General features: G+C 67.2%; 18 protein-coding genes. 1 reads left to right on the forward strand and 17 read right to left on the reverse strand.

Features of this window, described 5'->3' with window-relative positions; all coding sequences use genetic code 11:
• The coding region (locus ACW4E8_RS08610; RefSeq protein WP_456804118.1) for an SMR family transporter at positions 1–182 on the reverse strand (182 nt) is incomplete at its 3' end.
• A 56-nt stretch (positions 183–238) separates the two neighbouring features.
• Between ACW4E8_RS08610 and ACW4E8_RS08615 the strand changes: the two genes are divergently transcribed.
• Positions 239–493 (forward strand): hypothetical protein, encoded by a 255-nt coding sequence (locus tag ACW4E8_RS08615; RefSeq protein WP_456804119.1) that lies wholly within the window; start codon positions 239–241, stop codon positions 491–493.
• A gap of 4 nt (positions 494–497) precedes the next feature.
• Here the strand turns inward: ACW4E8_RS08615 and ACW4E8_RS08620 are convergent, their stop codons facing one another.
• The 16 genes from ACW4E8_RS08620 to leuC form a co-directional block, all read right to left on the reverse strand.
• Positions 498–1,703, reverse strand: a complete 1,206-nt coding sequence (locus ACW4E8_RS08620; RefSeq protein WP_456804420.1) for an O-succinylhomoserine sulfhydrylase — start codon at positions 1,701–1,703, stop codon at positions 498–500.
• 326 nt (positions 1,704–2,029) lie between these two features.
• Complete coding sequence (gene purF, locus ACW4E8_RS08625; RefSeq protein ID WP_456804120.1) at positions 2,030–3,562, reverse strand: amidophosphoribosyltransferase; 1,533 nt, start codon at positions 3,560–3,562, stop codon at positions 2,030–2,032.
• 104 nt (positions 3,563–3,666) lie between these two features.
• Positions 3,667–4,164 (reverse strand): CvpA family protein, encoded by a 498-nt coding sequence (locus tag ACW4E8_RS08630; RefSeq protein ID WP_013957404.1) that lies wholly within the window; start codon positions 4,162–4,164, stop codon positions 3,667–3,669.
• Between the two features lie 42 nt (positions 4,165–4,206).
• Entirely contained in the window at positions 4,207–4,932 is a 726-nt protein-coding gene (locus tag ACW4E8_RS08635) for an SPOR domain-containing protein (RefSeq protein WP_456804121.1), read from the reverse strand.
• A gap of 107 nt (positions 4,933–5,039) precedes the next feature.
• The gene (gene folC, locus ACW4E8_RS08640) at positions 5,040–6,350 is read right to left on the reverse strand and encodes a bifunctional tetrahydrofolate synthase/dihydrofolate synthase (protein ID WP_456804122.1); all 1,311 of its coding nucleotides are present in this window, start codon (positions 6,348–6,350) and stop codon (positions 5,040–5,042) included.
• A gap of 156 nt (positions 6,351–6,506) precedes the next feature.
• Positions 6,507–7,379, reverse strand: a complete 873-nt coding sequence (accD, locus tag ACW4E8_RS08645; protein WP_114132416.1) for an acetyl-CoA carboxylase, carboxyltransferase subunit beta — start codon at positions 7,377–7,379, stop codon at positions 6,507–6,509.
• Between the two features lie 180 nt (positions 7,380–7,559).
• Positions 7,560–8,357: a tryptophan synthase subunit alpha gene (gene trpA / locus ACW4E8_RS08650; protein ID WP_456804123.1), complete on the reverse strand. Its 798-nt coding sequence runs from the start codon at positions 8,355–8,357 to the stop codon at positions 7,560–7,562.
• Between the two features lies 1 nt (position 8,358).
• Complete coding sequence (locus ACW4E8_RS08655) at positions 8,359–9,285, reverse strand: DNA-methyltransferase (protein WP_456804124.1); 927 nt, start codon at positions 9,283–9,285, stop codon at positions 8,359–8,361.
• Positions 9,285–10,478 carry a tryptophan synthase subunit beta gene (gene trpB / locus ACW4E8_RS08660; protein WP_456804125.1) on the reverse strand — a complete coding sequence of 398 codons (1,194 nt, stop codon included), beginning with the start codon at positions 10,476–10,478 and terminating at the stop codon, positions 9,285–9,287. The genes ACW4E8_RS08655 and trpB overlap by 1 nt, the downstream gene beginning before the upstream one ends.
• A 124-nt stretch (positions 10,479–10,602) precedes the next feature.
• A complete protein-coding gene (locus ACW4E8_RS08665) occupies positions 10,603–11,346 on the reverse strand; it encodes a phosphoribosylanthranilate isomerase (protein ID WP_456804126.1) in 744 nt (247 codons plus the stop codon).
• Positions 11,333–12,151: a tRNA pseudouridine(38-40) synthase TruA gene (gene truA / locus ACW4E8_RS08670; protein WP_456804127.1), complete on the reverse strand. Its 819-nt coding sequence runs from the start codon at positions 12,149–12,151 to the stop codon at positions 11,333–11,335. Before truA ends, ACW4E8_RS08665 begins: the two co-directional genes overlap by 14 nt.
• A 149-nt stretch (positions 12,152–12,300) precedes the next feature.
• On the reverse strand, positions 12,301–15,162 hold the full coding sequence (locus ACW4E8_RS08675) for a FimV/HubP family polar landmark protein (protein WP_456804128.1): 2,862 nt from the start codon (positions 15,160–15,162) through the stop codon (positions 12,301–12,303).
• A gap of 287 nt (positions 15,163–15,449) precedes the next feature.
• Complete coding sequence (gene asd / locus ACW4E8_RS08680) at positions 15,450–16,586, reverse strand: aspartate-semialdehyde dehydrogenase (protein WP_456804129.1); 1,137 nt, start codon at positions 16,584–16,586, stop codon at positions 15,450–15,452.
• 320 nt (positions 16,587–16,906) lie between these two features.
• Positions 16,907–17,974, reverse strand: coding sequence for a 3-isopropylmalate dehydrogenase (gene leuB, locus ACW4E8_RS08685; RefSeq protein ID WP_456804130.1), 1,068 nt, complete (start codon positions 17,972–17,974; stop codon positions 16,907–16,909).
• A gap of 22 nt (positions 17,975–17,996) precedes the next feature.
• Positions 17,997–18,647: a 3-isopropylmalate dehydratase small subunit gene (gene leuD / locus ACW4E8_RS08690; RefSeq protein ID WP_456804131.1), complete on the reverse strand. Its 651-nt coding sequence runs from the start codon at positions 18,645–18,647 to the stop codon at positions 17,997–17,999.
• A 19-nt stretch (positions 18,648–18,666) separates the two neighbouring features.
• Positions 18,667–20,076: a 3-isopropylmalate dehydratase large subunit gene (gene leuC / locus ACW4E8_RS08695; RefSeq protein WP_456804132.1), complete on the reverse strand. Its 1,410-nt coding sequence runs from the start codon at positions 20,074–20,076 to the stop codon at positions 18,667–18,669.
• Between the last annotated feature and the right edge of the window lie 142 nt (positions 20,077–20,218).

The following is a 20,218-nucleotide window of genomic DNA, read 5'->3' on the forward strand; positions in this document are numbered from 1 at the left end:
TCCCAAGCCCTTCGCATGGTCGAAGTCAGCCGATGACATCCTCGCCAGCATCGAGCGATTTTGTCTACGAATTTCTGACTCAGGACACTAGGCACCAGCCGCGTAAAACCTTCGGTGTACTTGAGCCCGATCGCCCACACCACCTCGAACAGCCCTGCCAGGGCCAGCAGTGTCCATGCCATATCGATTTCTCGGATTGCGCCGTAACGCGCGCAACGATAGCGGAGCTTCCGCCCCCTTGCAGCGCACCGTCCTGGCGCTGGCGGCCGCATGCGCCACGGCGTCACTGGCCGGTTGCATGGTGGTGGCTGTGGGCAGTGCCGCGGTGTCGACGGTGGCTACCGTCGGATCAGCCGCCGTCAGCGTGGCGACGACCGCGGTCAGCACCACCTACGACGTCACGGCCGCAGGCGTGAAGGCTATGGCCGGCAGCGACGAACCCGCGCCGCCCCCGTCGCCACAACCAGCACAGCCGCCACAGCCGGCGCAGTAAGCCCTCAGTCGCCCAGGCCGCGCAGCAGGTCGGCCTTCAGGTCCTCGACCGACTCCAGCCCCACCGCCAGGCGGATCAGCCCTTCGCCCACGCCCGCGGCCGCCTTGGCCTCGGGGCTCACGCGTGCGTGCGTGGTGGTGTACGGGTGCGTGATGGTGGTGCGGGTGTCGCCCAGGTTGCCGGTGATCGAGCACAGCCGGGTGTTGTCGATCACGCGCCAGGCATTGGCCCGCTGCTGCTCGGGCGTGGCGCCCTTCAGCTCGAACGACACGATCGCGCCGCCGCCGCTTTGCTGGCGCATGGCGATCTCGTGCTGCGGGTGCGACTTCAGCGCCGGGTGGAACACGCGCGCCACCGCCGGGTGCGATTCCAGGAACTGCGCCAGCACCAGCGCGCTGGCCGAATGGCGTTCCATGCGGATCGCCAGCGTCTCCATGCCCTTGAGCAGCACCCAGGCGTTGAACGCCGACAGCGTCGGGCCGGCGGTGCGAACGAACGGGAACACCTTGCCCATGATGAAATCGTGCGTGCCCAGCACCGCGCCGCCCAGCACGCGGCCCTGGCCATCGATATGCTTGGTGGCCGAATGCACCACGATGTCGGCGCCGAACTTCATCGGCTGCTGCAGCGCCGGCGAACAGAAGCAGTTGTCGACCACCAGCAGCGCGCCGGCGTCGTGGGCGATGTCGGCCACGGCGGCAATGTCGGCCACTTCGGTCAGCGGGTTCGACGGCGTTTCCAGGAAGAACAGCTTGGTGTTCGGGCGCACCGCGGCACGCCACGCGTTCAGGTCGCTCGGGTCGACGAAGGTGGTCTCGACGCCGAACTTCGAGAAGATATTGCCGAACAGCGTCATGGTCGAGCCGAAGATAGCGCGCGAGCTGACCAGGTGGTCGCCTGCCTGCATCGACGACAGCACCACCGACAGGATCGCGCTCATGCCCGAGGCGGTCGCCATGCAGGCCTGCGCGCCTTCCAGCGCAGCCAGGCGCGACTGGAACATCGACACGGTGGGGTTGGTGAAGCGCGAGTAGGTGAAGCCCTCTTCCGAGTTGGCGAAGCGTTCGGCGGCCTCGGCGGCGCTGTTGAAGCAGAAGCTCGAGGTCAGGTATATGGCCTCGGAGTGCTCCATGAATTCGCTGCGCAGCGTGCCGGCGCGCACGCCTAGGGTATCGATGCCGAGCGATTCGGGATTGAGCGGTTCGTTCATGCTGGTGGCGCGGTCGTACCCGCGCGAATGCAATGGTTTCGACAAGCGGCCGCCTGTGCGGTGGACAAGCGGCGCGCCATGAAAAAAGCCCGTGCGATCGGGTGGTCGGATCGACGGGCTTGCTGTTCTGCGGGGGCCTTCGGCAGGCTGTGGTGGTTGGCCGGCGAATTGCGCAGGCACTGCGCAAACCGGCAAACATTGCTGACCACCATCTTTTTAGCTGTTTCGGGCTGTACCCGCGTCCGCAAGCTGACTATCAAATCGACGCCCGGCCATGTTACGGCCGGGCTCCGCATTCGTCAACGCGCGGACAGCGGCGGCGCGGCTTACTCGTTGCCGCCGGAGCGCTGCAGGTGCAGTTGCGAGCGCTCACCACCGTCGCCGTTGGTGCCGTCGCGGTCGGCCTGGCTGCGCGCCGTTTCCAGGCGGTTCAGGTAGGCCTCGTCGATATCGCCCGTGATGTAGCGGCCATCGAAGCACGAAGCATCGAAGTCCTTCAGCGCCGGGTTGATGTCGCGCACGGCCTGCTTCATCGCTTCCACGTCCTGGTACACCAGCTTGTCCGCGCCGATGATCTTCGCGATCTCTTCGTGCGTGCGGCCATGCGCCACCAGCTCGCTGCGGGTCGGCATATCGATGCCATACACGTTGGGGTACTTCACCGGCGGCGCGGCCGAGGCGAAGATCACCTTGTTGGCGCCGGCGTCGCGCGCCATCTGCACGATCTCGAACGAGGTGGTGCCGCGCACGATCGAGTCATCCACGATCAGCACGTTCTTGCCCTTGAACTCCACGCCCATGGCGTTGAGCTTCTGGCGCACCGACTTCTTGCGCACCGCCTGGCCAGGCATGATGAAGGTCCGGCCGATGTAGCGGTTCTTGAAGAAGCCTTCGCGGTAGTTCACGCCCAGGCGGTTGGCCACCTGCATCGCGGCCGGACGGCTGGAATCGGGAATCGGCATGACCACGTCGATGTCGCCGGCCGACACTTCCTGGCGGATCTTCTCGGCCAGGTAGTCGCCCATGCGCAGGCGCGCATCATAGACCGGCACGCCGTCGATGCACGAATCCGGGCGGGCCAGGTAGACGTACTCGAAAATGCACGGCGTCAGCACCGCGTTCTCGGCGCACAGCTTGGTGTAGAGCTTGCCGTCCAGGTCGATGAAGATGGCCTCGCCCGGCGCCACGTCGCGCTCGAGCTTGTAGCCGATGCCTTCCAGCGCCACGGACTCGGATGCCACCATCCATTCCTTGCCGGTCGGGGTCTCGACACTGCCCAGGCACAGCGGGCGGATGCCGAACGGGTCGCGCACCGCCAGCATGCCGTAGCCGGCGATCTGCGCGGCGATGGCGTACGAGCCGCGCACGCGGCGGTGCAGGCCGCTGACCGCCGTGAAGATGGTGTCCGGGTCCAGCGCCATGCCGTTGCTGGCGCGCTGCAGCTCATCGGCCAGCACGTTCAGCAGCACTTCAGTGTCCGAATGCGTGTTGATGTGGCGGCGGTCGCGGCGGAACATCTCCTCGCGCAGCTGCTCCCAGTTGGTCAGGTTGCCGTTATGCGCCAGGATCACGCCATAGGGCGCGTTCACGTAGAACGGCTGCGCTTCTTCCTCGCTGGATGCCGAGCCGGCGGTCGGATAGCGCACCTGGCCGATACCGGCGGCGCCGGGCAGGCCGCGCATGTTGCGGGTGCGGAAGACATCGCGCACCAGGCCGTTGGCCTTGTGCATGTGGAAAGTACTGCCGTTGGCGGTGGCGATGCCGGCAGCATCCTGTCCGCGATGTTGCAACAACAGCAGGCTGTCGTAAATCAATTGGTTGACAGGCGTGGCTGAAACCACACCGACGATACCGCACATTGCCAAGCTCCCAGGAAAGGCTTTGAATCAGGGGGCGCAGCCTGGTCCGGAAATCCCCCGGACCCAAAGGCCTGCGTACTACCGACCGGGCACCATGCCCGGCTTCATGTCTTGACGTACTTCGCCAGCTCCGGCGGCAGCCATGGCTTCACGGATTCCATGGCTTGCATCACATAAGGGCGGCTTACCGCGTCGCGCCAGAACGGTTCTTCCGGCAATTTCGTCAGGCTGGCCAGCGTGACCATCACCATCACCAGCAGCACGCCGCGCAGCAGGCCGAACACCAGTCCCAGCCCGCGGTCGGCAGGCTTGAGCCCGGTGCTCTCCAGCAGCTGCCCGACCACCATGCCGGCCAGCGAGGCCCCCAGCACGGTGCCGATCAGCAGCACCACGAAGCCCAGCGCATGGCGCGCCAGCTCGCCGCCAGGCATTGATTCAGGCATCCAGCCCGCGGCTACCGCGCCATAGCGGAACGCCACCCAGAACGCCACCACCCAGCCGATCAGCGACAGCACCTCGCGCACCAGGCCGCGCAGCACGCCGAGCACGCCCGAGGCCAGCAGGATAAAGACCACGGCATAGTCGAAGAAAGTCGGCTGCATCGTTGCTTGCGGCCGGGCACAGGCGCCGGCCGTGCTCGCCCCTTACTGTTCCACGACCTTCGAGGTCAGCCCCACCGCGCGCACGCGCTTGTCGGCGGCGTCGGCGGCGTCACGGTCGCTGAAGGGACCGGCACGCAGCAGGATGCGCTCGCCGTCGGCCAGTGCTTTCTTTTCGACATAGGCCGGGACCTTGCTCGCCTTGAGCTTGGCCAGCCAGCCTTTGGCGCGCTCTTCGGAAGAGAAGGCGCCGATCAGGATCAGGTACTTGCCGCTGCCCGGCTTGGCTTCGGGCTTGGCTTCAGCCCGTTGCGCGGGCTTGTCCGCGGCGGCTGCGGCGGTGGCCGCAGGCTTGGGCGCGCTGACGATTTCCTCGCCGGCGTCCAGCGCCTCGGCATCATTGCGCGCCGCCGGCGTGGGCGGCAGCGGGTCGGCCTTGCGCGGCTCGACGCGGGGCTTCTGCGCCCCCTGCCCGCCCGTGACCCCGTTTGCGACTTTTACCGAGACGTCCTCGGACACCGGCCGCGGCTTGGTCTCGAACACGATCGGCAGCACGATCACGGCGGCCACCATCAGCACCACGGCGCCGATCAGGCGGCGGCGTGCGCGCTGCTTCTGCGGGAATTCGGGGTCGAGCGTGTCGTCGGCATAGTCATCGGCCAGACGGCGCGACGAGGCGATGCCTGCACCCGTGTCGGTGCGCTGGCGCCGCGCACGCTCGGGTGCCGGGTCGTTGCCCTTGCGGGAAGAAAACAGCGAAAGCAGGCCCATAGATTGGTTCGGTGATACGGCCACGTGGGCCGCTCGTTGCGTTTGCCGCTCATTGATCGGCCAAGGCCGCCGGGGTTGCCAGGTCAGCGGGCGCCGGGGCGCCTGCTTCAGTTAGCCTGCGTGGCACGATAGGCCATCACGCCGGCGACGGTATAGAACGATCCGAAGACCAGAATTCTATCATTCTCGGTGGCTCGCTCGATGGCATCGCGGAATGCCGCCTCGGGGCTGGAAAAGCAGGCCGCGGTGGCGTCCGGGCCGGGGCGGAATCCGCCCGCCTCCAGCTTGGCCAGCAGGTCCGCGGCACTGGCCGCGCGCTCGGTCGGCAGGTCGCACAGGCACCAGTGGTCGACCTTGTCGGCCACGTGATGCAGCACACCGGCGATGTCCTTGTCCTGCATCGCGCCGAACACCGCATAGGTGTAGCGGAAGAACCCCATGTTCTCCAGGTTCTGCCCCAGCGTGGCCGCCGCATGCGGATTGTGCGCCACGTCCAGGATCACCGCCGGGCGGCCCGGCAGCACCTGGAAGCGGCCCGGCAGCTCGACAAAGGCCAGCCCGTTGCGTACTTCCTGTGCGCTGACCGGCAGGCGCGGGCGCATGGCCTGCAGCGCGGCCAGAGCCGCCGCCGCGTTGAGCAGCTGGTTGGCGCCGCGCAGCGCCGGGTAGCCCAGGCCGTTAAGCTTGCGCCCGCCGCCGCTCCAGTCCCATTGCTGGCGCTCCTGGCCCTTGGCGGCGTGGAAATGGTAATCGCGCCCCACCAGCCACAACTCGGCCCCGACGGCCTCGGCGTGCGCCACCAGCGACTTGGGCGGCATCGGGTCGCCGCAGATCGCGGGCACGCCCGGGCGGAAGATGCCGGCCTTCTCGAAGCCGATTTCCTCGCGCGTATGGCCCAGGTACTGGGTATGGTCGATATCGACGCTGGTGACGATGGCGCAGTCGGTATCGATCACGTTGACCGCGTCCAGCCGCCCGCCCAGGCCCACTTCCAGGATGATTGCGTCCAGCCCGGCCGCGGCGAAGGCATGGATGATCGCCAGCGTGGTGAACTCGAAGTAGGTCAGGCTGACCGGATCGGCAAAGCTGTTGCGCGCGCGCTCGACCGCCTCGAAATGCGGCAGCAGCTGCGCATCGGTGGCGATCTCGCCATTGATGCGGGCGCGCTCGTTGAACGAGATCAGGTGCGGCGAGGTATGGCAGCCCACCTTGTAGCCGGCCTCCAGCAGGATGCGCTCGAGCATCGCGCAGGTAGAGCCTTTGCCGTTGGTGCCGCCCACCGTGAACACCACGGCGTCGATGCGCAGCCCGAGAGCCTCCTTCACGCGCGTGATGCGCGCCAGGCCCATGTCGATGCCCACGGGATGGGCGGTTTCGAGATGGGCAAGCCATTCGGGGAGCGTATGGAAGACAGGCATGTGGGGTGCGAGGAAAGCTGTTGCTACCAGATTTGGCCAGCCAGCGGCAAAGTCAAGGCCAGGCTTGCACCCGGCCCCGAGATAGCGGCCGAGGCGGCCAAGAAAAGCGAAAGGCGCGTCAACCACCCGCGCCCTTGATCTGCCATGCAGACGTTGTTATGCCACCGCGTCGGCCGGCTGCTTCTGCAGCAGCGCCAGCAGCTGCGCCAGTTCCGCGCGCATCTTGCGGCGGTCGACGATCATGTCGATGGCGCCCTTGGTCAGCAGGAACTCGGAACGCTGGAAGCCTTCCGGCAGCTTCTCGCGCACGGTCTGCTCGATCACGCGCGGGCCGGCAAAGCCGATCAGCGCCTTGGGCTCGGCGATCACCACGTCGCCCAGGAAGGCGAAGCTGGCCGACACGCCGCCCATGGTAGGGTCAGTCAGCACGCTGATGAACGGCAGCTTGGCCGCAGTCAGCTGGTTCAGCATCGCGGTGGTCTTGGCCATCTGCAGCAGCGACAGCAGGCTTTCCTGCATGCGCGCGCCGCCCGTGGCGGTAAAGCAGATGAACGGCACCTTCTGCTCCAGCGCAGCCTGCGCGCCGCGCACGAAGCGCTCACCCACCACCGAGCCCATCGAACCGCCCATGAACTCGAACTCGAAGCAGCTCACCACCACCGGGATGGTGTGGATGGCACCGCCCATCACCACCATGGCATCGGTCTCGCCAGTGTCGTCCATGGCGGCCTTGATGCGGTCCGGGTACTTCTTGGAATCCTTGAACTTGAGTGCGTCGACCGGCACGATCTCCTGGCCGATCTCATAGCGGCCTTCGGCGTCCAGCAGCCCGTCCAGGCGCGCCCGGGCACCGATGCGCATATGGTGGTCGCACTTGGGGCAGACGTGCAGGTTGGCCTCGACGTCGGTCCGGTACAGGGTGGACTCGCACGACGGGCACTTGACCCACAACCCCTCAGGGATGCCCTTGCGGGTGCTGGGGTCGGTCTGTTGAATCTTGGGGGGCAGGAGTTTATCCAACCAGCTCATGAAAGCTCCTTTCGGATGACTGCGGTCCGCCGGCAAGCCCGGTGTCGGGACGCCTGTTGGCAGATGGCAGGGAATCAACCCGCGAATTTACCATGCCGGCCCGGTGACCTCGAAGCGCAACGCGCGATTTGCGCACATTGACGCACTTTTATAGCGCCGCCAGGCCGGCATTACATCACTTCAACTATCCAGCGCCTGGCGGATCTCGGCGATAAACGCCTGCAGCGTCGCCACCGCCTGTTCGCGCGGCGTGTCCTCCAGCAGCTGCACCAGGCGGCTGCCGATCACCACGGCATCGGCCACGCTGCCGATCGCGCGCGCGGTCTGCGCGTCGCGGATGCCGAAGCCCACGCCCACCGGCAGGTTGGCATGCTGCTTGATCAGCGGCAGGCGCGTCGCCACGCTGTCCAGGTCGATCGTGGCCGAGCCGGTCACGCCCTTGAGCGATACGTAGTAAAGATAGCCGCTGGCGACGCGGGCCACCGCTTCGATGCGAGCATCGGTCGAAGTCGGCGCCAGCAGGAAGATCGGGTCCATGCCGTTGTCGCGCATCAGCGTGGCAAAGGACTCGCACTCCTCGGGCGGATAGTCGACCACCAGCACGCCGTCCACCCCAGCCGCGCGCGCGGCCGCGGCAAAGGCCTGCTCGCCCATGCGCTCGATCGGGTTGGCGTAGCCCATCAGCACCACCGGGGTATCGGCATTGGTCTGGCGGAACTCGCGCACCCACTGCAGCACCTGGGTCAGCGACACGCCCTGCGCCAGCGCGCGCTCGGAGGCGCGCTGGATCACCGGGCCATCGGCCATCGGGTCGGAGAACGGCACGCCCAGCTCGATCACGTCGGCACCGCCGGCCACCAGCGCATGCATCAGCGCCACGGTCAGGCCGGGCTCGGGATCGCCGGCGGTGATAAACGGAATCAGGCCCTTCTTCTGCTGCGCGGCCAGCGCCGCGAACGTCTTCTGGATACGGGACATATCAGGGAATCAAGTGAGGCCGCGGCGCCGGCGAGACATCGTCGTTGGCGGCGGCCAAGGTTGGGGTGGCGGCAGGCTCGGCAGCCGCGTTCGTGACGGCAAGGGCCGCAGCGGCGGCAGACACGCGACCGCATGCCACCTGCACATACTCCGGATTGATCTCGAAGCCGGCAAAGCGCCGTCCGTGGCGCAGGCAGGCCACCGCGGTGGTGCCGCTGCCGGCGAACGGGTCCAGCACCAGGCCGCCCGGCGGGCAGCTTGACAGCACCATGCGCTCGACGATCTCCAGCGGCTTCTGCGTCGGGTGGTTGGCGCGCTCCGGGTCCTGGCGGTGGATGCGCGAGACGCTCCACAGGTCCTTCGGGTTGTAGCCCACCTCCAGCCACTTCTTGCCTTCGAAACGCGGACGGCTGCGCGCCTTCTTGGTCTCGGGGTCGTAGGGAATGCGGACCGGGTCGAGATCGAAGTAGTAGTCGCGCGCGCGGGCAAAAAAGCCGATGTTGTCGTGCACTGACGAGAACTTGCGCGTGGTGCCGCCCATGCTGGGCACGCGGCGGTCCCAGATGATCTCGTTGATCATGGTCAGGCGCCGCTTGAGCATCACGAACAGCTCGGGCGAATACTGCCAGGTGCAGAACAGGTAGAGCGTGCCCTTGGGCGCGAGCTTGGGCACGACCGCGTTCATCCAGCGCTCGGACCAGTCGAGATACTCCTGGCCCGACAGCAGGTCGGAATCGTTGCCGTAGTCCTTGCCCAGCCCGTAGGGCGGATCGGCGACGATCAGGTCGACCGAGCCGTCCGGCAGGCGGGCAATGCCCTCGAACATGTCTTCCTGGAACAGGCGCAACTGGGCAGAATCGGGCGCTCCGGACGCATCCGGCGCGCCCGCGCCGCCCACGGCAAGTCCGGTCGGAGGCAGCGCGCGCATCAGAGCTTGAGCCCCGCGCGCTCGGCCACGGTGTGCATGTCCTTGTCGCCGCGGCCGGACAGGTTCACCAGCAGCAGCTTGTCCTTGGGCAGCGTCGGCGCCAGCTTGCAGGCATAGGCGATGGCGTGGCTCGATTCCAGCGCCGGGATGATGCCCTCGATGTGGCAGCAGTCGTGGAAGGCCTTGAGCGCTTCTTCATCCGTGATCGGCACGTACTGCGCGCGGCCGCTGTCCTTGAGCCAGGCATGCTCGGGGCCCACGCCCGGGTAGTCCAGGCCGGCCGACACCGAATGCGTCTCGATGATCTGGCCGTTGGCGTCCTGCAGCAGGTAGGTGCGGTTGCCGTGCAGAACGCCCGGCGAACCACCGATCAGCGCGGCCGCGTGGCGGCCGGTATCCAGGCCGTCGCCGGCGGCTTCCACGCCGATCAGCTGCACGTCCTTGTGCTCGATGTACGGGTAGAAGATGCCCATGGCATTGGAGCCGCCGCCCACGCAGGCGATCACGGCATCCGGCTGGCGGCCCGTCATCTCCGGCATCTGCACCTTGGCTTCCTCGCCGATCACGCACTGGAAGTCGCGCACCATCATCGGGTACGGGTGCGGGCCGGCCACGGTGCCGATGATGTAGAAGGTGTTCTCGACGTTGGTGACCCAGTCGCGCATGGCTTCATTGAGCGCGTCCTTGAGCGTGCGCGAGCCGCTTTCCACCGGCACCACGGTGGCGCCCAGCAGCTTCATGCGGTAGACGTTGGCGGCCTGGCGCTTGACGTCCTCGGCCCCCATGTAGACCACGCACTCCATGCCGAAGCGCGCCGCAATGGTGGCGGTCGCCACGCCGTGCTGCCCTGCCCCGGTCTCGGCGATCACGCGCGGCTTGCCCATGCGCTTGGCCAGCAGCGCCTGGCCGATCACGTTGTTGATCTTGTGCGCGCCGGTATGGTTCAGGTCTTCGCGCTTGAAGTAGATCTGCGCGCCGCCGAGCATCTCGCTCCAGCGCTGCGCGTGGTAGATCGGCGACGGGCGGCCGACAAAGTGCTTCAGTTCGCGGCGGTATTCGGCATCGAACTCCGGATCCTTCTGGTAGTGCGCATAGGCCTCGCGCAGCTCATCGAGCGCGTGGACCAGCGTTTCGGACACGAAGGTGCCGCCATAGGGGCCGAAATGGCCACGGGAATCGGGCAAGTCGTACATGTCTAGACTCTTCGGAACAGCGGCCTTGCCTCATCCGGCAAGGGCGCATGGTTGACTGCGATGCGTGTGCCCGCATGCGGCAGGCCACGGGCGGCATAGGGAAAGACGCGGGAGACGGCCCGGCTCATCCTGCCTCGGCACTGCGCACAGCACGCACGAACGCGGCGATGCGGGCGTGGTCCTTCACGCCCTTGGCGGCCTCTACCCCGCTGCTGACGTCCACAGCGTAGGGCCGCACGCGTTCAATCGCGCCAGCGACGTTTTGCGCGTTCAACCCACCACTCAAAACGATGCGAGGAGCGCCGTTTGCGTTCGGGTTGCCGGTAGCTGGTACCGGGGGAGTAGGCGGAAGCCATGCCGGGGGAATCAGGGTCCAGTCGAAGACGTGGCCGCCACCGCCGTAGCCTTCGACGAAGGCATCGAGCAGCAAGGCAGCGGCATCACGGTATTGATCGGCAAATTCTACCAAATCGAGGCCCTGGCGCACACGGGCGGCGCGCAGGAACGGCAGCCGGCAGCGTTGCGACGCCTGCGAGCAGAACTGCGGGGTCTCGTCACCGTGCAGCTGCAGCAGCGTCAGCGGCACGCGCTCGGCCACATGGGCGATGTCTTCCAGGTCGGCATTGACGAACAGCCCGGCAATCGCCACGAACGGCCCGGCGGCCTCGGCCAGCGCCGCGGCGCGCGCCACGTCGACGTAGCGCGGGCTGTTCGGGTAGAACACCAGCCCGATGGCGTCGGCGCCGGCGTCCACGGCGGCGCGCACGTCGTCCTCGCGCGTCAGGCCGCAGATCTTGATGCGGGTGCGGGCCGGCATGTGCACTGTGCTGCCCGCCGTGCTACCTTCGGCGGCCTCAGGCTGCGTCATCGAACACTCCATGGAACAGGCTCGCGGACGGATCGGCCGCGGGGATCTGGTAAGGATCAGGATACTTGACGCCGACCAGGTAGAGGCCGTCCGGCATGAAGGTCGGCGCCGCCAGCTTGCGGTCGCGCCCGGCCAGCACCTGCGCCAGCCATGGAGCGGGGTAGCGTCCGCGCCCCACCGCCACCAGGCAGCCCATCAGGTTGCGCACCATGTGGTGCAAGAAGGCGCTGGCGCGAAAGCGCAGGAATACCCAGTTGCCGTCATCCTTGATGGTGACGTCGTACATGGTCTTGACCGGCGACTTGGCCTGGCACTCGGCGGCGCGAAAGGCGGAGAAATCATGCTCGCCGAGCAGGCATGCGGCGGCCTCGCGCATGGCGTCGACGTCCAGCCGCTGGCCCGGCGGCAGCATCTGGTAGCCGGCGCGGCCGTGCACCAGCGGCACGCGGTGCGGCCCGGTGTAGAGCGCGTAGTAGTACATGCGCTCGAACGCCAGGAAACGGGCGTGGAAGCCCTGGTCAACCGGCAGCGCCCATTGCAGCGCGATCGACGGCGGCAGGAAGGCGTTGACGCCGCGCACCCAGGAAAATGGCTCGCGCTCCAGCGCCGTGTCCAGGTGGATGACCTGGCCGAGCGCATGCACGCCGGTATCGGTGCGCCCCGCCACGGTGGTCAGCAGGCGCACACCAGCAAAGCGCTCGATGGCGACTTCCAGGTGATCCTGCACGGTATTGCGGTGCGGCTGCGACTGCCAGCCGGAAAAGGCGGCGCCGTCGTAGTGCAGGCCAAGAGCGATGCGGTTCATGTCAGGGGATCAGGCAAGGCGGCGGGTAAGTCCAGGCGCAGTGGTTCACGCCAGGCCCGCCGAAAAAGCAAATGCGCCGGAAGGGACGCTTCCGGCGCATCGCTTCAGGCTGCGGCAGCGCGTGCCGCAGCCGGACCGTCAATGATAGCTCAGGCCACTTCCAGCAGCAGCGAACGGGCCTCCGCCTGCAGCGGGTCCTGCGACTGCTCGACCACTTCCTGCAGCAGTTCGCGCGCACCTTCCTTGTCGCCGATCTCGATATAGGCACGAGCCAAGTCAAGCTTGATCTGCATGTCCCGCCCGCCGTCCACGCCGTCGACCGACAGCGTGCTCGGCGAACCCCCGTGCGTGAGGTCGCCGCCGGTTTCAGGCGCCACGCGCGACAGGTCGATCGGCTCGGCCAGCTTGCCATCGCGCAGCATGGTGGTGGCGGGCAGCGGCATGGTGGCCTCGTCCAGCACATCCTTGCTGCGGGCGTCGGCTTGCGCGGCGCTGCCCAGGTCAAGCGACAGCCCCGACATGTCGAATTCCAGCGGACGGCCGCGGGTCGGCGTGTCGAGGGTGGGCACGTCGTCGGCAAGCGGGTCGGCGCCGGTGCCGGGCAGGCCGAGATCCAGCCGCACCGGCTCGCCGGCGTCGTGCGCGTCAGCGCCAAACACCATCGCGGCGGAAGCAGGCGCCACGATCGGCTCGCCGGCCGCCGGGGCCGGGAAGGCATCCAGCGGCAGCGCCAGGTCACCCAGCGACGGCTCCAGCCGCGGGATCGAGGCCGGATTCTGCGACGGGTCCTGGGTGCGCCACTGGTCGGTTGCCGGCGATGTCGTATCCGGCCCCGCCGCTTCGGGCGTCACCGCCAGGAAGAGCGCGTTGCCCGGCTCGAGCGCGCGCCCCAGTTCTGCTGCCTTCAGCCATTCCGCCCCGTGTCCGCCGGTCTGGGCGAACATTTCTTCTGCAATCACGCGGAAACCTTCCACATCCTGTCTGTTGCTGTAAATCTCCAGGAGCTTGAGCCGCACCGGCTGCTGCTCCGGGTTCTTCTCCAGGGCTTCGCGCAGGATTTCCTCCGCCTGCACATCGCGCCCATAGGCGATATAGACCTCGGCCTCGGCGATCGGGTCGACCTCGTTGGCTTCCGGCGTGTTGCTGCCGATGCGGAAGTCCGCGCCGAACACGCTGTGCTGCGAGGTGTCGACGCTCTGCCCCCCGGCCGTGCCGAACAGCGAATTGGCACCGGCCATCACCGTGCTTTCCTGCGACAGGATGCTGTCGCCGAAGCCGGTCGCCTCGCCCGCCTTCTGCTGCTGGCGGCGGCGATAGATCGCATAGACGCCAAGCAGCGCCACCAGCAGGCCACCGCCGGGCAGCAGCATGGGGTTGGCCAGCAGGCCATCGATGAACGACGGTTCGGGCACCGGCTCGGGCTGGGCCGCCACCACCGGCGGGCGCTTGGCCGCGGGGGCCGATGCGGGGGCCGCGTCCTGCGCAGCGTTGGCAGGGACGGCGGCAGCCGGCTGCGAGGCGGGGACGGCTGCCACGGCGGAGGCTGCTGCGGGCGCCACGGCGTCCGCGGCGCTGGCGCCGGCCGTTGCCGGGGCGCTGGCTGCGGTCGCTGCGGTTGCGGCAGCCGTCGCGGCGGCGGCCGTGACCGGGGCCGGGGCCACGGCATCGGCCTTCGGCGGCTGGGCCGCCACCACGGTCGGCGCCGCCGCCGCGGCCTTGGCCGCGGCGTCAGCCTTTTCCTTCTCGGCCAGCACCGCCTGGTTGGCCTGGCTCAGCTTGGCGATCTCGGCGTTCTTCAGCTCGAGCAGCTTCTGCATGTCGCCGGCGTTCTTTTCCAGCTGCGCCAGGCGGGCTTGCGCCTCCTTGAGCTCACGCTCGCGCGCGACGCCGGCTTCGGCCTTGGCCGCGGCGTCGGCCTGCGCGCCACGCGCGGCCTTGCTGAGCTTCAGTTCATCGCGCGGGCCGTCGGTCGGGGCGGCCTGCTCCTGCACCCGGGCAGTCACGTTGCCGGACTGCTGGCGACCGCTGTCGGGCTCGACCGACTTGGCCGCGGCAGCGCTCGCCAGCCGGCTGCGGTAGGCATCGAAGCCCTGCGTGCGCGCCACCACCTCGCGGCGGGCGGCCTTGGGTGCGACGGCTTGCGCCTGCTGCTGGGTCGGGACCTGCAGCACCGCGCCGCTGCGCAGCCGGTTCATGTTGCCGCCGATAAAGGCGTTGGGATTGTTGCGGTAGAGCGCCACCAGCATCTGGTCCAGCGAGACCGATTCCTGGCCTTGCTTGGCTTCGCCGGCGATGGCGTAGAGCGTGTCGCCGCGCTGCACGGTGTAGCCGCCGCCGGGTGCCATTTCGGTGCTGCCGCTGGCGGCCGGCGCCGGTGCTCGCTTTGCGCTCTGGCGGGCCGGGCGCGCGGGCGCGGCTGGCTTGACTGCCTCGGCAGCCGCGGCGGGCGCAGCTTCCTGGGCCGGCGCAGGCTGCGGCGCGGCGGCAGGTGCCGGTGCCGCTACGGGCGGCGCATCTGGCGTCGCCGCCTGCACCACCGTCGCCGGCGAGAAGGTCTGGTTCGAAGGCTTGGCCCCGGCAGGGTCAAGCAGGAAGGTATAGGCGCGCGAGACCTTGCCGCTGGCCCAGCTCATGTCGACCAGGATGTCGACAAAGGGCTCGCTGATCGGCTGGTTGGAGCGGACCCGGGCCACATAGCTGCCATTCGGGCGGCGCTCCACCTCCAGCCGCAGGCTGCTGACAGCCGGCAGGTAGGTCAGCCCGGCCGCGGCATACGCCGCTGGCGACGCCAGCTTGACATTGAGCCCGGCGGCCTCTTCGGCACTGACCCCACTGATGTCGATCTCAGCCTGCAGCGGCTGCCCCAGATTCGACTGAACCCGCAATTGCCCGAACCCCGCGGCATATGCGGCCGGCTGCGCAAGCAGCAGGCCCAGTGCCGTGACGGCCAGCGTTGACCAGCGCTGACGGGCAGTAGGCGCATCTTTCCGGCGATGTTGGCTCACACTCACCTTATGCTCCGTTATGTTTTAGTAGCGATATGAATCGACAAACCGACCCCATAAACCAGGTCCGCCCGGCTGGCGGGACATTCTGAACGGCCCCTTTGCCAGCCTGCGCGAGAGGCACCGGCGGCTGCCGGCGCGAGGCGCATGCCGGCGTATTGTGACGCATCGCCCGGGGAAATAGGCGCCCGGATACAACAACGCCGCGCATGGGCGCGGCGTTGTCGGCAAAGCGGTCTATTCTGTTGCCTGGCTGCAACGGACGCAACCAGGCAACAGGCAGGAGCACCGGATCAGGACTCGATCAGGATACGCAGCATGCGGCGCAGCGGCTCGGCCGCGCCCCACAGCAGCTGGTCGCCCACGGTGAAGGCGGACAGGTACTCGCCGCCCATCTGCATCTTGCGCAGGCGGCCGACCGGGATGGTCAGCGTGCCGGTCACGGCAGCGGGCGTCAGGTCGGTCATGCTGGCCTCACGCGTATTCGGCACCACCTTGGCCCACGGGTTGTGGGCGGCGAGCATGCCTTCGATCTCATCGAGCGGCACATCCTTGCGCAGCTTGATGGTCAGCGCCTGCGAGTGGCAGCGCATGGCGCCGATGCGCACGCACAGGCCGTCCACGGCGATCGGCGTGGCGCCGGTCGCGCCCAGGAAGCCCTCGCCGCGGCCCAGGATCTTGTTGGTCTCGGCGCCGCCCTTCCACTCTTCCTTGGACTGGCCGTTGCCCAGGTCCTTGTCGATCCAGGGAATCAGGTTGCCGGCCAGCGGCACGCCGAACTGCTTGGTTTCTTCGGCGGACAGGCCGTGCTGGGTCGCCAGGATGGTGCGGTCGATTTCCAGGATGGCCGATGCCGGGTTATCCAGCAGCGGCTTGACCGAGGCGTTCAGGGTGCCGAACTGGGTCAGCAGTTCGCGCATGTGCTGCGCGCCGCCGCCCGAGGCCGCCTGGTACGTCATCGAGGTCATCCACTCGATCAGGTCGGCCTGGAACAGGCCGCCCAGGCCCATCAGCATGCAGCTGACCGTGCAGTTGCCACCGACGAAATTCTTGACGCCCTTGGACAGCGCGTCCTTGATCACGCCCTGGTTGACCGGATCGAGCACGATGATGGCATCGTCCTTCATGCGCAGCGAGGACGCCGCGTCGATCCAGTAGCCCTTCCAGCCGGCCGCGCGCAGCTTGGGGAAAACCTCGTTGGTGTAGTCGCCGCCCTGGGCGGTCACGACTACGTCGCACTTCTTCAGCGCTTCGATGTCATTGGCATCTTTCAGCGTGGTTTCGTTCTTTGCCATGGCGGGCGCCTTGCCGCCGGCATTGGACGTGCTGAAGAAGACGGGCTCGATATGGTCGAAATCACGCTCTTCCTGCATGCGCTGCATCAGGACGCTGCCGACCATTCCCCGCCAACCGACGAGACCTACAATCATGACTTACCTCGATGTGATTTGAACTTCCCCGCCATTTTCCTCGCCCGGCGTGGCTGCGCGGGGAAGACGAGCAGGCACGACGAACGGATCTAGGCGATCGCGGTTTTAATAGTGGTTTTAATCGTCGTTGCAGATTGGCCGAGCGAAATCGTGCCGACCGGGCCGCGGGTAGCGGTCAGGGCAACAGCAGCAGTCAGGGTGGACTGGGAAAATCGGGCCATCCGGAGAGTCTACACGATTTTGCGGCGCTGCCGCAGCGTGGAAATAAGGGACAAATAAAACCAGGGCACCGCGTTTGCGGTGCCCTTTCAGCGTGTGACTTACAGTGCCGCCAGCACCGCGTCACCCATCTCGCGGGTGCCAACCTGCTTGCAGCCCGGCGTCAGGATGTCGCCGGTACGGTAGCCCTGGGCCAGCACCTGCTTGACCGCGTTCTCGATGCGGTCGGCCTGCTCGGCACGGTTCAGCGAGTAGCGCAGCATCATCGCCGCCGACAGGATGGTGGCGAGCGGATTGGCCACGCCCTTGCCGGCGATGTCCGGCGCCGAGCCGTGCGACGGCTCGTACAGGCCCTTGTTGTTGGCGTCCAGCGACGCCGACGGCAGCATGCCGATCGAGCCGGTCAGCATGGCGGCCTCGTCCGACAGGATGTCGCCGAACATATTGCCGGTGACGATCACGTCAAAGCTCTTGGGCGCCTTGACCAGCTGCATGGCCGCGTTGTCCACGTACATGTGCGACAGCTCGACCTCCGGGTACTCCTTGTGCACCTCGATCACGATGTCCTTCCAGAACTGGAAGGTCTCGAGCACGTTGGCCTTGTCGACGCTGCACAGCTTCTTGCCGCGCTTGGCGGCGGCCTGGAACGCCACGTGGGCGATGCGGCGGATCTCCGGCTCGCTGTAGCGCATGGTGTCGAAGCCTTCACGGGCGCCCTTGAACAGGCCGTCCGGCGCTTCGCGCACGCCGCGCGGCTGGCCGAAGTAGATGTCGCCGTTCAGTTCGCGCACGATCAGGATGTCCAGGCCGGCCACCAGCTCGGGCTTCAGGCTTGAGGCGCCGGTCAGTTCCGGATAGCAGATCGCCGGACGGAAGTTGGCGAACAGCTGCAGGTGCTTGCGCAGGCCCAGGATGGCCTGCTCGGGGCGCAGCGGGCGATCCAGGCTGTCGTACTTCCAGTCGCCGACGGCGCCAAACAGGATGGCGTCGGCTTCCTTGGCCAGCTTCAGCGTGTTTTCCGGCAGCGGATGGCCTTCGGCCTCGTAGCCGGCGCCGCCCACCGGGGCGGTTTCCAGTTCGAACTTCTCGTCGAGCGCGTTCAGGACCTTGACGGCCTCCGCGATGATTTCGGGACCAATGCCGTCACCCGGCAGGACTGCGATCTTCATTGTTGTCTTTCCTCGTTGAGTCTTATCCGACCAGGCGGTTGTTCAGCCACGGCATCTTGGCGACGCGCTCGGCCTCATAAGCCTTGATCTTGTCGGCGTGGCGCAGGGTCAGGCCGATATCGTCGAAGCCATTCAGCATGCAGTACTTGCGGAACGGGGCAATGTCGAACTCGTAGCCTTGGCCCGACGGCGTGAGCACCACCTGCTTGTCCAGGTCGATGGTCAGCTGGTAGCCGTTGAACGCATTGGTCTCGTTGAACAGGTGGTCGACCTGCTGCTCGCTCAGCGCCACCGGCAGCAGGCCGTTCTTGTAGCAGTTGTTGAAGAAGATATCGGCGAAGCTGGGCGCGATCACGGCGCGGAAGCCGTATTGCGTCAGCGCCCACGGCGCGTGCTCGCGCGAGCTGCCGCAGCCGAAGTTGCGGCGCGCCAGCAGGATCGATGCGCCCTGGTAGCGCGGCTGGTTCAGCACGAAGTCCGGGTTCAGCGGACGCTTGCTGTTGTCCATGCCGGGCTGGCCGACGTCCTTGTAGCGCCACTCGTCGAACAGGTTGGGGCCGAAGCCGGTGCGCTGGATCGACTTCAGGAACTGCTTCGGGATGATGGCGTCGGTGTCGACGTTCTCGCGGTCGAGCGGCACTACGAGGCCGCTGTGTACGGTGAACTTGTCCATGTTCTCTTTCCTTGCTCCTTCAGCCCAGCTTGCGGATATCGACGAAATGGCCTTCGATGGCGGCGGCCGCGGCCATCGCCGGGCTCACCAGGTGCGTGCGCCCGCCCGCGCCCTGGCGGCCTTCGAAGTTGCGATTCGAGGTCGACGCGCAACGCTCGCCCGCCTCGAGGCGGTCGGCATTCATGGCCAGGCACATCGAGCAGCCCGGCTCGCGCCATTCAAAACCGGCGGCCTTGAAGATCTTGTCCAGCCCTTCGCGCTCGGCCTGTTCCTTGACCAGGCCCGAGCCCGGCACCACCATCGCCAGCTTCACGTTGCCGGCAACCTTGCGGCCCAGCTTCTGCACCACCCACGCGGCGGCGCGCATGTCTTCGATGCGGCTGTTGGTGCAGGAACCGATGAAGACCTTGTCGATATTGATGCTCTCGACCGGCACATTGGGCTGCAGGCCCATGTATTCCAGCGCGCGCTCCATGGCGTTGCGCTTATTCGGGTCCTTTTCCTTCTCGGGGTCCGGCACGCGATCTTCAATGCTGATCACCATTTCCGGCGAGGTGCCCCAGGTCACCTGCGGACGGACGTCTTCGGCGCGCAGCTCGACCACCTGGTCGAACTTGGCCCCGGCATCCGAATGCAGCGTGCGCCAGTAGGCCACGGCCTGCTCCCACTCCACGCCCTGCGGCGCGTAGGGGCGGCCCTTCACGTATTCGAGCGTGACGTCGTCCACCGCCACCAGGCCGGCGCGCGCACCGGCTTCGATAGCCATGTTGCAGACCGTCATGCGGCCTTCCATGGTCAGGTCGCGGATGGCCGAGCCGGCAAACTCGATGGTGTAGCCGGTGCCGCCCGCGGTGCCGATCTTGCCGATCACGGCCAGCACGATGTCCTTGGCGGTGCAGCCGCGCGGAAGTTTCCCTTCCACCTTGACCAGCATGTTCCTGGCCTTCTTGCCCAGCAGCGTCTGCGTGGCCAGCACGTGCTCCACCTCGGAGGTGCCGATGCCGTGCGCCAGCGCGCCGAACGCACCATGCGTGCTGGTATGCGAGTCGCCGCACACCACCGTCATGCCCGGCAGCGTGGCGCCCTGCTCCGGCCCGATCACATGCACGATGCCCTGGCGGTGGTCGTTCATCTTGAACTGGGTGATGCCAAAGCTGTCGCAGTTCGCATCCAGCGTATCGACCTGGAGCTTCGACACCGGATCGGCAATGCCCTGGCTGCGGTCGGTGGTCGGCACGTTGTGGTCCGACACGGCCAGGTTGGCGCTGATGCGCCATACCGGACGCTGCGCCAGCTTCAGCCCCTCGAACGCCTGCGGGCTTGTCACTTCATGCAGCAGGTGGCGGTCGATATAGAGCAGCGTGGTGCCGTCTTCCTCGACGTGGACGGTGTGGTCATCCCAGAGTTTGTCGTAGAGCGTCTTGGCCATGATGCGATGGCGGCCCGGAGGACCGATCCTTTGCAGGAGAGGTCTGCGGTGACCGCGCAGTAGTTTGCAGGGGTTTTATTCGCTTCGGTCGCGGTGGCGAGCGGGTGGCGATAGCGATGATCGCGCCGGAAGCCGCCTGAAG

The organism is Cupriavidus sp. CP313, assembly GCF_054072015.1.

Coding starts and splice junctions, on each gene's coding strand:
- ACW4E8_RS08620 (WP_456804420.1), bottom strand. CDS start 1,703: ATGAACGAACCGCTCAATCCCGAATCGCTCGGCATCGATACCCTAGGC.
- purF (WP_456804120.1), bottom strand. CDS start 3,562: ATGTGCGGTATCGTCGGTGTGGTTTCAGCCACGCCTGTCAACCAATTG.
- ACW4E8_RS08630 (WP_013957404.1), bottom strand. CDS start 4,164: ATGCAGCCGACTTTCTTCGACTATGCCGTGGTCTTTATCCTGCTGGCC.
- ACW4E8_RS08635 (WP_456804121.1), bottom strand. CDS start 4,932: ATGGGCCTGCTTTCGCTGTTTTCTTCCCGCAAGGGCAACGACCCGGCA.
- folC (WP_456804122.1), bottom strand. CDS start 6,350: ATGCCTGTCTTCCATACGCTCCCCGAATGGCTTGCCCATCTCGAAACC.
- accD (WP_114132416.1), bottom strand. CDS start 7,379: ATGAGCTGGTTGGATAAACTCCTGCCCCCCAAGATTCAACAGACCGAC.
- trpA (WP_456804123.1), bottom strand. CDS start 8,357: ATGTCCCGTATCCAGAAGACGTTCGCGGCGCTGGCCGCGCAGCAGAAG.
- ACW4E8_RS08655 (WP_456804124.1), bottom strand. CDS start 9,285: ATGCGCGCGCTGCCTCCGACCGGACTTGCCGTGGGCGGCGCGGGCGCG.
- trpB (WP_456804125.1), bottom strand. CDS start 10,478: ATGTACGACTTGCCCGATTCCCGTGGCCATTTCGGCCCCTATGGCGGC.
- ACW4E8_RS08665 (WP_456804126.1), bottom strand. CDS start 11,346: ATGACGCAGCCTGAGGCCGCCGAAGGTAGCACGGCGGGCAGCACAGTG.
- truA (WP_456804127.1), bottom strand. CDS start 12,151: ATGAACCGCATCGCTCTTGGCCTGCACTACGACGGCGCCGCCTTTTCC.
- asd (WP_456804129.1), bottom strand. CDS start 16,586: ATGATTGTAGGTCTCGTCGGTTGGCGGGGAATGGTCGGCAGCGTCCTG.
- leuB (WP_456804130.1), bottom strand. CDS start 17,974: ATGAAGATCGCAGTCCTGCCGGGTGACGGCATTGGTCCCGAAATCATC.
- leuD (WP_456804131.1), bottom strand. CDS start 18,647: ATGGACAAGTTCACCGTACACAGCGGCCTCGTAGTGCCGCTCGACCGC.
- leuC (WP_456804132.1), bottom strand. CDS start 20,076: ATGGCCAAGACGCTCTACGACAAACTCTGGGATGACCACACCGTCCAC.